General features: G+C 35.1%; 16 protein-coding genes. 3 read left to right on the top strand and 13 right to left on the bottom strand.

The features are described from left to right. Positions 1-25: 25 nt before the first annotated feature. Entirely contained in the window at positions 26-949 is a 924-nt protein-coding gene (locus H9655_RS03835; RefSeq protein ID WP_191811021.1) for a metal ABC transporter solute-binding protein, Zn/Mn family, read from the bottom strand. A gap of 263 nt (positions 950-1,212) precedes the next feature. Then, positions 1,213-1,506, bottom strand: coding sequence for a hypothetical protein (locus H9655_RS03830; RefSeq protein WP_191811019.1), 294 nt, complete (start codon positions 1,504-1,506; stop codon positions 1,213-1,215). A gap of 418 nt (positions 1,507-1,924) precedes the next feature. On the opposite strand from H9655_RS03830, the gene cspD reads away from it, so the two are divergent. Next, positions 1,925-2,125, top strand: a complete 201-nt coding sequence (cspD, locus tag H9655_RS03825; protein WP_053476725.1) for a cold-shock protein CspD — start codon at positions 1,925-1,927, stop codon at positions 2,123-2,125. 41 nt (positions 2,126-2,166) lie between these two features. Here cspD and H9655_RS03820 read toward each other — a convergent pair whose 3' ends face one another. Both H9655_RS03820 and H9655_RS03815 read right to left on the bottom strand, forming a co-directional pair. Further along, complete coding sequence (locus H9655_RS03820) at positions 2,167-2,346, bottom strand: zinc-finger domain-containing protein (RefSeq protein WP_191811017.1); 180 nt, start codon at positions 2,344-2,346, stop codon at positions 2,167-2,169. A 15-nt stretch (positions 2,347-2,361) separates the two neighbouring features. Next, positions 2,362-3,018, bottom strand: a complete 657-nt coding sequence (locus H9655_RS03815) for a reverse transcriptase-like protein (protein WP_191811015.1) — start codon at positions 3,016-3,018, stop codon at positions 2,362-2,364. 199 nt (positions 3,019-3,217) lie between these two features. Here H9655_RS03815 and H9655_RS03810 point away from each other — a divergent pair, with 199 nt between their 5' ends. Together H9655_RS03810 and H9655_RS03805 are read left to right on the top strand one after the other, a co-directional pair. Continuing rightward, positions 3,218-3,610, top strand: a complete 393-nt coding sequence (locus tag H9655_RS03810; RefSeq protein ID WP_191811013.1) for a reverse transcriptase-like protein — start codon at positions 3,218-3,220, stop codon at positions 3,608-3,610. After that, on the top strand, positions 3,610-4,533 hold the full coding sequence (locus H9655_RS03805) for a DMT family transporter (protein WP_191811010.1): 924 nt from the start codon (positions 3,610-3,612) through the stop codon (positions 4,531-4,533). Before H9655_RS03810 ends, H9655_RS03805 begins: the two co-directional genes overlap by 1 nt. A 38-nt stretch (positions 4,534-4,571) precedes the next feature. Here the strand turns inward: H9655_RS03805 and H9655_RS03800 are convergent, their stop codons facing one another. The 9 genes from H9655_RS03800 to H9655_RS03760 form a co-directional block, all read right to left on the bottom strand. Then, positions 4,572-4,841, bottom strand: coding sequence for a DUF6123 family protein (locus tag H9655_RS03800; protein WP_191811007.1), 270 nt, complete (start codon positions 4,839-4,841; stop codon positions 4,572-4,574). Between the two features lie 76 nt (positions 4,842-4,917). Then, positions 4,918-5,943 (bottom strand): spore photoproduct lyase, encoded by a 1,026-nt coding sequence (gene splB, locus H9655_RS03795; protein WP_191811005.1) that lies wholly within the window; start codon positions 5,941-5,943, stop codon positions 4,918-4,920. Continuing rightward, positions 5,940-6,185 carry a transcriptional regulator SplA domain-containing protein gene (locus H9655_RS03790; RefSeq protein ID WP_318245440.1) on the bottom strand — a complete coding sequence of 82 codons (246 nt, stop codon included), beginning with the start codon at positions 6,183-6,185 and terminating at the stop codon, positions 5,940-5,942. The genes splB and H9655_RS03790 overlap by 4 nt, the downstream gene beginning before the upstream one ends. 181 nt (positions 6,186-6,366) lie before the next feature. Further along, positions 6,367-7,266 (bottom strand): 5'-3' exonuclease, encoded by a 900-nt coding sequence (locus H9655_RS03785; protein ID WP_225230394.1) that lies wholly within the window; start codon positions 7,264-7,266, stop codon positions 6,367-6,369. Positions 7,267-7,421: 155 nt separating this feature from the next. Then, entirely contained in the window at positions 7,422-8,255 is an 834-nt protein-coding gene (locus tag H9655_RS03780) for a sulfurtransferase (RefSeq protein ID WP_191811001.1), read from the bottom strand. Further along, positions 8,239-8,433: a hypothetical protein gene (locus H9655_RS03775; RefSeq protein WP_191811374.1), complete on the bottom strand. Its 195-nt coding sequence runs from the start codon at positions 8,431-8,433 to the stop codon at positions 8,239-8,241. The genes H9655_RS03780 and H9655_RS03775 overlap by 17 nt, the downstream gene beginning before the upstream one ends. A gap of 28 nt (positions 8,434-8,461) precedes the next feature. After that, on the bottom strand, positions 8,462-12,112 hold the full coding sequence (locus H9655_RS03770; RefSeq protein WP_191810999.1) for a dynamin family protein: 3,651 nt from the start codon (positions 12,110-12,112) through the stop codon (positions 8,462-8,464). A 194-nt stretch (positions 12,113-12,306) separates the two neighbouring features. Then, a complete protein-coding gene (locus H9655_RS03765) occupies positions 12,307-12,480 on the bottom strand; it encodes a hypothetical protein (protein WP_191810997.1) in 174 nt (57 codons plus the stop codon). 19 nt (positions 12,481-12,499) lie between these two features. Beyond that, positions 12,500-13,051, bottom strand: coding sequence for an isoprenylcysteine carboxyl methyltransferase family protein (locus H9655_RS03760; RefSeq protein WP_191810994.1), 552 nt, complete (start codon positions 13,049-13,051; stop codon positions 12,500-12,502).

Genomic DNA, 13,051 nt, shown 5'->3' with positions numbered 1-13,051 from the left:
ATATACACTTACATAAAAACATTGTTTATTTTAATGATTGGACAATCGTATCTACATTATGTTTATACATACCAACATAAGTACCTAGTTCAGTCCCCTCTTCACCCATAGCATCAGAGTATAATTCTCCTCCTATACTTACCGTATGACCCTTTTCCTTCGCTCCTTCAATCACTGCATTAATTGAACGTTCGGATATACTTGATTCCACAAATACGGCATTGATTTCTCTATCAGCAATCGTATCCACTAAATGTTGCACATCCCCTAAACCATATTCAGCGTCTGTACTTAACCCTTGTAAACCCATAACTTCCATATCATAAGCATGACCAAAGTAATTAAAAGCGTCATGTGCAGTGACTAGAACACGTTTCTCTTCTGGAATTGATTGAATTTCTTCTGTAGCATATGCTTTTAATTCTCTCAGCTCTGTAAAATATGCTTCTGCATTCGCTTCATAATCATCTTTATTTTCAGGATCCACTTCAATTAAAGCATCCTTTGCTGTAGTCAATGCCTCCATCCACAAATCAATATCGAACCAAATATGTGGGTCTACCGCATTTTGATTATCTTTATCAGCTAGTAAGTTAGATTGTTCTAATGAATCGCCTACTGCCACAACAGTTCTTTGCTCGCCCATTTTCTCTAATACTTCAAGCATTTTGCCTTCTAAGTGCAAGCCATTATACAAAATCATATCTGCATCTTGAAGAAGACTAATGTCACTTTGCGTTGCCTTATATAAATGTGGGTCTGTTCCTGGTCCCATAAGACTGTTTACTTCCACATGTTCACCACCGATATTCTCAATCCCATCAGCTATTTGAGCAATTGTCGTTGTTACTTTCACTTTATCGCTTTCAGTATTTCCTGCTTCATTACTTGAACAAGCGGCAAGCATAAGCACCATTAAACTAAACATCGTAACTAACAATCTTTTCATGTCTAACCTCTCTCCCTTTATATTCCTTATTTGATTATATGCAGACTTTTTTAACAGATGCACTTTTTTTAACTAAATCTATAAAAGTTTCCTATGTGCAACATTTTAACTCATGGTGAAAAAACCGTCAATAAGTAAACATGACAAATCAAAAAAACCCGCAAATAGCGGGCTTCTCAATTTTTATCATTGACCGAAAACTAAATAAGGTTCGGTTTATCCATTTCAGGAACAAGATTTTTCTTATAAGAGAATTAATACTACTAGCGCTCATCTGTTTTCCTCGAAACAATTCCATTCTTAATATGGAACCAATCGACTTCATTGATAATATTAGCAACAGTGAGGATATATGAAGGGATTGTCTCAATGGAAAAAATAATCGCACCGATATCTTTGTCGAATAAAATAAAGGAATCCCCATGATTATAGTGCAAAATTTCATGTCCCATTTTAACAATCGATTGAAAAACAATATTCTTTTCTATATCATCAGCATCCACATTAATAGAAAATCGCAAAATCCACTCCTTCTCATCGATGCGAAAACGATACATATGTCCACCTCTTTTATTGATTTACCTATCATATGAATGTTGCAATTAATTATGACACTTTCTTCCTTATATCATCAAATACATTATATTTATCTAACCTAATCATTCTTTCCCAAACCAATCATAAGAAGTTTATAATCTTTTAAAAAATAGCTACTTCTAACTCTAAAATACCCATTCTCTACCCCATCATATGAGTGCAATACCAGACCCTGGCGAAGAAACTGAAATTTTTACAATATTTTAAAGAAAAAACTTTCAGATTTCTTGACGGAATTCGATTAGTATTGTATATTTAATACATCATTTAACAGAATATATTTCCTATATTCCATGATAATATTGCAGTATGTTTATGTTGGATGAAAATTTTTTCTGAAGGCTTGGAGCCTTCAAAGTTTTAGGAGGAAAAGTTCACATGCAAAACGGTAAAGTAAAATGGTTTAACAATGAAAAAGGTTTCGGTTTCATCGAAGTTGAAGGTGGAGACGATGTATTCGTACATTTCACAGCTATCACTGGCGAAGGCTTCAAATCTTTAGAAGAAGGTCAAGAAGTTTCTTTCGAAATCGTTGAAGGTAACCGCGGACCTCAAGCTGCTAACGTTGTAAAACTTTAATCTGTATATAATCAAGGCTGGCAAAATTGCCAGCCTTTTATTTATGTAAAATTTTTGCCAATATTTTGGATTTTTTCTCCCACCGTACATTTGGTTATACAAAATCGGTGGGCAAAGTTTCTTCCATATTCTTTGCGATGATATTTATATAAAAAACAATCCTCACAATAAAAATCAATGACTTGATCCACTTCTTTTACTAATTTCTTTTTCTCATCCACAATAAACCTTCCTTCCTATAATAACTGCATTTTACTATAGATTTTTTTCCCGTTTAAACTTTGTGTCGCTAACTTATGTGCTTCTTGATTTTCCTTTCTTACAATAGGAGTGTACGTTACATTTAATGATAATAGGCTTACCTTTTCCTCAATCCGATCTAACCAATCATTTAACACTTTCTCATAACAGGGCCATTCGCCAGCTAATTGCATTAATAATCCTTTTGCATCTCCTCTTACTTCACAACTCTGGCGACTAACATTTAATTCTTCTAATTGCGAAAGAGCAAAAAAAAGGGCAGCATACTCCGCTTCATTATTTGATTCTAATTCGTGAAAACGCTCATTTGCTCTTATACGGTACTTTTTCTTTCCTTGTCGATAGTAGATAACGGCGCCTAAGCCTGACGTATTCGTTTCATTATGAAAGCCACCATCAAAATAAATCACTAAATCATGAGGTTCTTCCTCTACTTCTTCTAATAGCTTATTTAATTCTTTTATTGTCCAAGATGTACCGTTTTCATCAAAACACTTAATTTCTGTCCATTTCGGATGATGGGAAAGCTCTTCTCCCATATCAAGAGCAGACTCACCATCTAACCATTCGGAAGTAAATAGATAGCTTTCATTATTTTTTAGTTTATACACTGCATTCAATTGATATTTCATTTATTTTAACACGCCTTTTAATAAAATGATGATTCAACAATAAGCTGCTTGTATGCTACACTACTTGTAGTTTGTATTTTTCATCATATGTCTTTCTGTAGCAAATTATTTCTTCATTGTTATACGATTATTATGAACGTTTCTCCTTCATCACATGACAAAGAACTTTCATTATTTTATCATAAAAGGAGGATTTGCATTGATTGAAGTATATATAGACGGTGCAAGTGCTGGTAATCCTGGCCCCAGTGGTGCAGGTATATTTATAAAAGTGAACGGAAATGTAGAGAGGCATAGTATTCCACTTGGAGAAATGGAGAACCATGAAGCGGAGTTTCACGCTTTGATTTTAGCATTAAGAATTTGCTTAGATAATAATTATCGAACCGTTTCCTTTCGCACTGATTCACAAGTTGTCAATGCGAGTATTGAAAAAGAGTTTGCCCGTAATAAAAAGTTTGCTCCCCTTCTTGATGAGGCGCTTGAATTAAGTAAGCAGTTCGATCTTTTCTTTATGAAGTGGATCCCAAGTGTGCAAAATAAAGCTGCGGACGAATTGGCAAGAGTAGCCATTCGGAAAAACAAAAAATAATGTGGCAGTCAACTAAAATAGCAGACCTCTCTCTTCTACTTGTTGCCTTCATCTGGGGATCTACTTTTGTTCTTGTACAAAACGCTCTCCAATCTCTTAGCGCCTTTTCTTTTAATGGTATCCGCTTTCTTATTGCTGCATTTTTCTTAACAATAATAGCGATTATTTTTTATAGGAAGCAGTGGCAAAAACTAACTAAACGTACACTAATGGCAGGTATCTTATTAGGTTTGTGTCTCTTTATCGCTTATACATTTCAGACCATTGGACTTCATTATACTTCTTCTAGTAAAGCTGGCTTCATTACAGGTTTGAGTGTCATTCTTGTACCTATATTATCGCTTTTTATATTAAACATAAAGATTACTCGTTATGCTTTTATTGGCGTATTTGTCGCTACAGTGGGACTTTACTTACTAACAGTACAAGATATCTCTCCTTTTAATAAAGGTGATGGTTTTGTATTCATCTGTGCATTAGGTTTTGCTTTGCACATCATATTAACAAATCTATTTGCCCAGGCTCATTCAGCCATTATTTTAACGATTATACAAGTAACAACTGTCGGTTTACTCTCTATTATTGCAGCCTTATTCTATGAGGGGTGGTCTTATGATAGTGAATTATTATTCAGGCAAGAGGTTATCTTCGCTTTACTCATTACAAGTATTTTTGCTACCGGGCTGGCTTTTTTAGCACAAACACATTTCCAGCAGTTTACCTCACCAACAAGAGTTGCTGTTATATTTGCAATGGAGCCTGTTTTCGCTGCATTTACAGGCTTTATCTTTGCTGGAGATCGTTTATCGATCATTGCCATATTTGGTTGCCTATTCATTCTACTCGGTATGATATTAGCTGAGTGGCCGCAAAAAAATCGATTTACTGACCTGCCTACTGAAAATTCAATCACAAAAAAATGAACAAGCCTTCGCATCACCGCTTGTTCATTTTTTATGTTTTAAATCGATATATGCAAACTGGTTTTCATATAGTTAATTGCTTCTTTGCGGTTTGGAATATTATTTCCCATAAAACGCTCTAACAGTGATAAATAAAAACTGCCATCAAATGATTTTTGCGCCTTTAATGTCATCTCTATTGCTGTATTTACTAATTCATCTGGTGCATTTGTGTAATGTTTACCGAAGTATATAAAGCCTATACTATCTTCTTCAAGCTGAAATCCTTTACCTTCTAAATGGCATAAATATTCTTCTAACGATTTCAATGGTCGCGCCAGTCCCCTCTTTTTCTCCTACTCAATACCTATATTTTAGCTTATTTTCCGACAAGTTTCTACAATATTAAGTGAAGTATTCTAACTTTGCTTCAGGAAAGAATTTTACCATATTTTGATAGAGTGTTTCTTTTATATCTTCCTCTTCTTCTTTTTTATAAACATATTTTCCAATCCCATACCTTCCCCATTTATATCGTCTTTTTTCTTCATCTAGTTCAAGTTTTGTCATTGGGTAGTTTTTTTCAATGACTCTTTTCGCTGGCTTAGTAAAACGATGTTGAATAAATTCAAAAGTTAAATCTTTTTTTGCTTCATTCGGCAACTCATCTGCTAACCGTTCAAACATTTCATAATAACCTTGTTGCCAACCGTCATGTAAATAAATAGGTGCCACAATAAACCCGAGTGGATAACCAGCTCTCGCCACTTTGCCAGCTGCTTCGATACGATCTTTCAGTCTTGATGTTCCAGGTTCAAAAAACTTTATTACATAATCAGCATTCACACTAAAACGAAAACGTGTTTTACCATTATGGTTCGCATCTAATAAATGATCGACATGATGAAACTTTGTCACAAATCGCAATTTACCATATTCTGATTGTCCAAAATGTTCAATCGCTCTTTTTAATGTGTGAGTAATATGATCAATGCCCACAATATCAGATGTACACGATGCTTCAAATCTTGTTATTTCTGGTGCTCTTTCCGCCATATATTCATCAGCAGCAGTTAGAATCTCGTCTACATTTACATATGTGCGAATATAAGGTTTACTTCCCATTGTTGTTTGTAGATAACAATAATGGCAATGTCCCATACATCCAGTCGCGAATGGAATTGCATATTCTGCTGAAGGCTTTGATGTATCAAACTTTAACGTTTTCCTTATACCAACAACTAACGTAGATTTAGCGACACGATACTTTTGAAAATCATTATCCCCTGGTATATTTCTGACTTGATTATGGGAAGTTGTATACCTTATTTCTACATCAGTATTTTCAAACCGCTTCTTTAATTGTTGGCCAAGTGGATAATCCAGAGCTTTCGGTTCAAAATAAACAAGTTTTGGCTCAAATGGCTTCAATCGCCTATCCCTCCTTGAAGGGTATCATTAAAATAGTTCCCATATGTTTCATATGCTTCTTCCTCATTTGAGAAAACAGCCACATCCTCTGTTAGTGGATAAAAATTTTCATATAAAAACAATGCCAACTCACCTGGTTGTTCTGGATGATTGACGACCGCCGCAGCCTGAATATTAGCTACATCTTGTGTATGCGGATTACGGTAAAAAACATAAACAATATCACCAGCATTATAATTCATCATAACGTCTCCCTTAACTAAATGATCTATCTTACATTTTGTGTCAGTTTCTTAAATACTTGCTATAATAATTTTGGTAAATTTATTGTGAGGAAGAGCATTATGCGATGAATGAAAAGTTTTGTTGGAAGAAAACGTAAAAAAAGCCATCAGGAATGAATTATTCCCAATGGCTTAAATGTTATATAACTGCAGGTTGACGCAGTAATTTAGCAATACCTCTTAGTTCAATTTCTTCAAGCTTCTGATTAACTTTATTTAGATTATATTTCCATTCAGCTTCTAATAAAGTACATTTAACAGGAACATCACATTTAATTTCTGCTAATTGTCTGCTTAAATGTAGCATGTCCAAATCTTGCTCAATTTTAGTTTTTTGCCCTTTTGTTAGTGCTTCAATATTCTCTAATACGCCTTCTATATGCTCGTATGTTTGTAAGAGTTTTAGTGCGGTTTTCTCACCAATTCCCTTTACTCCAGGATAATTATCGCTTGGGTCACCCATAAATGCTTTTAAATCGATTAACTGCTTTGGTTGTATCCCTTTCTCTTCATAAAAGCTATCTGGTGTATGGACTTCATAATTACCCATCCCCTTTTTTAAAAGGGCAACCGATACATTCTTATCTAATACTTGTAAAATATCACGATCCCCTGTTAGGATCACGACCTCCGCTTCTTCTTTTAAAGCCTGTGAAAGCGTGCCAATACAATCATCTGCTTCATAACCCGTCACGCCGATATTTGGAATATCAAAGCTCGCTACCATATCTTTCGCCAGCTCAAATTGTGGGACCAATTCAATCGGTGCATCTGGTCGATTTGATTTATACCCGTTATACATATCTGTTCTGAATGTTTTACTGCCCATATCCCAACAAACTGCCACGTGGCTAGGGTTAAAATGGTTCACACCCATTAAGAAATGTTTCATAAATCCATATATGCCATTCGTTGGCGTTCCTTTGGAATTATACATAAATTGACCAGTAACAGCTGTTGCAAAATATGCTCGAAATAATAAAGCCATCCCATCTACAAGAAGGAATCGCGGGTTTTGTAGTTGTTGATCTTCGTTCAAAGTTGTTCCTCCTCCATCTCAAGTATCATTATTATAACATAGATATAAAACGTGTATTGCCTGCGCTTTGTAACGTATTTCTGCAAAAAAAGAGAAAATCCGTTGTCATCGCAACCAGTTAAGGTGACAAAGATGATCGGATTTCCCTATAGTAATTATTTCATTTTCGTAGCAACCGGATGCTCTTCATAAGAAATCCAGTCACTAAAGCTACCAGGATAGAGTTTTACATTTTTGTATCCTGCTTCTTTTAATGCTAAATAATTGGGAGAGGCCGTAATTCCTGAACCACAATAAACAATAATAGGCTGATCTTTCTCCATTTCTGAAAAACGTTGCTTTTGCTCATCGATTGATTTAAACTTGCCGTTACTTAGAGTGTCCAGCCAAACTTTATTGATTGCTCCAGGTATATGACCTGCTTTCTTATCAATCGGTTCAATCAAACCCAGATATCTCTTTTCTTCTCTCGAATCAATTAACACCACTTCATTATTCGGATACTCAACAGCTTCTTTTACTTGTTTGTAATCGGCAACCATATCAGAATGAATATTTACTGTAAAATGACCGTATTCAAACGCCTGAACGTTGCTTTCAGTTGGATAATCTGAAGCTAGCCATTCGTTATAGCCGCCATCTAAAATATATACTTGTTCATGACCAAAATAATGAAACAGCCACCAACAACGAGCGGCAAAAGATCCTTCCCCATTGTCATAAACGACAATTTTTGTGTCATTTGTTAATCCGACTGCTTCTGCCTTCTGGACAAATTGCTCTGCTAAAGGCAGTGGGTGTCTGCCGCCATGCTTTTCTACTTTTGATGATAAATCTTGTTCAAGGTGATAATAGACAGCGCCAGGAATGTGACCGATGCGATACTGCTCGATTCCTTCTTCAGGCTTAGCAAGATTAAATCTACAATCAATCACTCTCACATCTTTTAGATGTTGGAAGAGCCATTCTACGTTAACTAAGCTGTTCATCCCCGTCACCCTTTCTTTTTTCGATTAGTCTTTTCACATGTTCCTTAGGCTCCCAGCAGTTAAACTTGTAATTAGGCTTTGTTTCATAACCTAAACGTTCACAAAAATAACTCATTCCATTTTCTTTTTTAATGGCTAAGAAGTTTACGCAAGTTGCACATACATGAAAGGTATTCATATCCTTCAAACATGCCACCTCCAATGCCTTAATAGGCCCTCAAACGTTCTTCTGTTGCAATTAGCTGTTCAAGTGGGAAGTCTTGAGATAATGTTGCTAACAATCCTTTATAATACTCTTCTGTTTCGGTCGTTAAATCAGACAGTAGTTGATGATAAACAGCTGAAAGTTTTTCATCATAATAATCTTTGAGTTGTTTAGATGCTTCATGTAAATATATATCTGTTGGTTCTTGCAAGCTTTCCTCAAGATTCTCTGCTAGTAATTTTCTTTCATTCTTCTCAAAGAAGTTTTTAGGGTTTTTAAAATAACTCATTGCTTTTTTAAATGTAGTGCGATCCACCTTACTGAAAGCAGACTCAAAATTCACCCCTTCAAAAGAAGGATTTTCTGGACGACTAAAGGTGACATCGCGATTCATTTGGTTTACTTGGTTGCTTCGTTTCTCATATGTTTGTTGTAATAACTTTCCTATATATACTTCTAGACGAATGGTCGTCGCTCGCAACTCTTGGGCAAAGTCATATCCGAAGCTTTGTAAAAAGTCCTCTAAGGCTACTTGGAGTGCTTTTTTCATATCACGGCCATCCTCTTTTAATTGTCCTGGATTAAAAGATTCTTTTAAGAAATCATTAAATCGTAAGAATACTCGTTGTTTAATATAAAACACTAGTTCATCCGCTTCTTGATTTAAAGCTTGAGTTAACAAATCAAGGTCGTCTTTAGCAATTACTTCTTTAATATTCGCTAGTTCATTCGTCAAGAGTTCTCTTTTTGCTAACTTTGCCTCTTTACTTTCTTTAGAAGATTCAATAAATGAACGCAATTGGTTCATTACTCGATTCCACTCAAGTTCAGCAGCAGATAATGAGAGTGACATCAAATCGTGATTAATAAATCGATAAAAGCTTTCCTCAAAACCCTTCATACCAGAAGAAAGTTCATCACCTGATTGTTTTTCGAATAATGCCTGTAAACTCGATAACCCGTGTAATGTTGGTCTTCTAATACCGTATTGAATGAGCTGATCATGAACATATTGCAAGACATCATTTTTCTCTTCTTCATCACTTGCCAGGTCAATGGCGTTGACAACAAAAAACATTTTATCAAGTTCAAATGCATCTTTAACCCGGCCCAACTGTATGAGAAACTCACGATCGGCTTTAGAGAAAGCATGATTATAGTACGTCACGAATAGAATGGCATCTGAGTTTTTAATATAGTCAAAAGCTACTCCTGTATGACGTGCGTTGATGGAATCCGCTCCTGGAGTATCAACTAGTGTAATGCCTCTGTCAGTCAATTCACATTGATAAAATACTTCAATCATCTCAACAAAACATGATTTTTCTTCTTTAGCAACATAATCAGCTAACTCTGTGAGGTCTGTGATTACTTCTTTACCAAGTTTTTCTTGGAAATTATGATAACCTTTGGCAAAGGCAGCAAGAAAGGCAAAATGCGTTTTTTCATGGGCATCAAAATCGTGATGTTCTTTTAAAATCACATCAATCTTCCCGATAGCTTCAGTAAATGATTTCGCCTGTTGATCAAAGACTTGTAGTGAGCGATTAATATCTGCAAACATAACTTTTTCACTTTTCACAAATACCTTAACCGTACCATGAGGGTACTCAGGAGTAACAGGCATAATTTTATTAATGGCAGCAGTTGTTGGATTTGGCGATACAGGTAAAATCTTTTCACCAATTAATGCGTTGGCAAAAGAAGATTTTCCAGCACTAAAGGCACCAAACAAAGCGACAGTGAAACTACGTGATTGCAGTCGGTCAGCTTTCTCGACTAGCTCTGCTGAGATTTTTTGAAAACCTGGGATATCTCGTAACTCTTTTGCGGTATGCTCGAGCTTACTAATCAAAGTCTCGATATCAGCTTCATGATTATTTTCTTCGTTTATTTCTTTTTCAACATTTGAATGGCTACTTGCTACTTGTTTATCATCAACAAACTCTTCTTCACCTTCGCGAATAATTTGGACCTCTTCATCCTTAGGTCTCATTAATTCTTGTACGGAAGTTGACACTTTTTTATGGTCTAGTTCTCCTGCCAATAATTTCTTGATTTCTACTTTTTGCTCTGTTTGTTTTGCTTTAATTGACTGTAGTGTAGTAAGGGCCTCACCGAAACGAGCATGAGCATCCCATTCCTCTTTCATCTCAAGGATTTTTTCATTAGCTAACTCTTCTACCTCATTCAAGTACAACTCTTTCCAGTTGATTATTTGTTTCTTCGTTTCTTTTTTTACAGCATCAGATACATCCTTTGTATATTGCAAAACATAATCACCTGACAGCCTAGCCCCTTCTTTAATTGCTGCCGTTAACAGGCTTTCTGGTAGAGTGATTTTAATGTTTTGAGCTTGTGCCTGTAAATCATTATTGTGAATTTGATCTTCTTTTAATTTTTTTAGGAATAACTCTTTCACATGCCATTCAATTTGAGATTGGACTTTTTCCTTTAAATCATCAGATAAAAGATGTAGCCTTGTACTTCGTTCTTGTTCAGTTTTAGCCTTTGCAAATAATAGTCCAACTTTAAAGCCAGGTTGCATCGATTCTAAATAGTTCTCAGCTAATTCTCTCGTTTGAAACGGCATTAAATAAGCATTATTTAAGATATCTTCCATCTCATGATTCAAATCAATTTCAGCCTGATATTTTTTTTGCTGCAAAGTTTGTTTCGATAACTTTAATTTTTCAATCTTCTCAAATACGAGCGCTCGTTCATCTTCAGGTAGATTTGCTAAAACTTCCTCATTTGCTGCTATTTCATGAGCGTCTTTTTCTTCTAAGTAGACAAAGTGTTCTTCAGTTAACTTTTGTAATGAGTGAAAAACAGATTGTGGTAAGAGCGTATCTTTTTGGCCAATTTGTTCATAGATAAATTTCTGCAGAGCAGAAAAATCATTATGTTGTAACGCTGGTTTCTTCAGCGATGTATAGAAGATTCTTTCAGGATGAACGCCCCATGAGGCGAAAGAATCCTTTACACTTTCAGTAAAATGTTGAAAACTTAATTCTTCTTCTCGATGTTTATCTATTTGATTGATAATTAAGTATACTTGTTTACCTGCTGCTGTTAAGTCTTTAGTGAATAAGAAATTGAGTTCTGATTGAACATGATTATAATCCATCACATAAAAGACCATATCAGCTAAATGTAAAGCCGACTCAGTAGCAATTCTATGGGCATCATCTGTCGAATCAATTCCTGGTGTATCCATAATAACCGTATCTTTTGGCAAATTTGTATCCGAATGGCTAATTTCTACAGTATGAATGAGGTCGCCATCTTTACTATACTTTTTAATCTTTTCATAATCGTAAGGTGCAGGATAGAGCTTTGGCATCCCTTCTTTTAGATAAACCTTTGCATAGTCCTCTCCAGACATCACTTTAACTAAATTTGCACTCGTTGGGATTGGGCTGGATGGCAGTAAGTTTTCTCCCACAATTTGATTGATCATACTCGACTTACCCGCAGAGAAATGTCCACAAAATGCAATCGCGTATTGTGAATCTCGTAATTTATAGACGAGGTCTCTTGCTCTAGAAGCAGAAACATTATCTCCATTTTGTTCAAAAAACAATGATAATGCTGCTATTCTTTCAATTAATTCATTTTGACTAAGTTGTTTACCCACTGTTTGAACCATAATTAATCCCCTTGTCACATCAATTTACTACTATTATAATTGCGCAAGCTTTTTTCCTATATAGGTATTAATATATTATAAATATGGGGTAAAGTGAACCTTTCGTTATGAAAATTGGTATTTTCACCAAAAAAAAGAAGAAGCCTCACTCACTAAGGCTTCTTCCAATATGTAATAAAGGGGTAAACGCTATTTTAAGATTTTGCTTCTGGCTTAGTAACACCATTCAACACATATTTCATTACTGCACCATATACAGCGACAGTGCCAATCACAAAAAGAGCTGTCAAATGTATCACGCCTTTCATTAATTGAGAATAAATATCATCTTCAATTAATAATTTATCATAATCGAGAATGATTTTCAATACTAAAAAAATACTTTTTTCATATTTTTCCTATTTCTTCATCTCTCTTCAATGGAAATGCTTCTTCATATTTCGTTAATGCTTTCAATGCCTCTTCCTCTGCTGGAATCCGAATAGCTAAAATAAAGAAGTTTAACAAAGTAAAGACGAGTGCAGTGTAATAAGCTTGAAACAATAGTGGCAAAATCAAAAACTCCATAGCAACGACTAGATAATTCGGGTGTTTTAGCCAACGGTATGGTCCTTTGGTTACCACTTTCGCGTTAGGCAAAACAATAATTTTAGTATTCCAAAATCTTCCTAACGAAGATAACGCCCATATTCTTACTCCTTGTGTGAGTATAAATAGCGGCAACAAATAGTACCAGTAAGAAGATAATCCTTTTTCGAATACAACTACCTCAACTGTAAGAACAATAAAAAACAAACTATGTACCATAACAATCAGCGGATAATGACTTTGACCAAATTCAATCCCACCTCTTTTTTTCATCCAATCCTCATTGTATTTTGCAATGATTAATTCGATACATCGTTGGATGATGACAAATAGAAGAAAATAAAAAAACAT

Source organism: Cytobacillus stercorigallinarum (assembly GCF_014836495.1).
In the GTDB taxonomy this organism is placed as follows: domain Bacteria; phylum Bacillota; class Bacilli; order Bacillales; family Cytobacillaceae; genus Cytobacillus; species Cytobacillus stercorigallinarum.
Note: the sequence above shows the minus strand (reverse complement) of the source record. Positions and strands in the feature narration are given on the sequence as shown.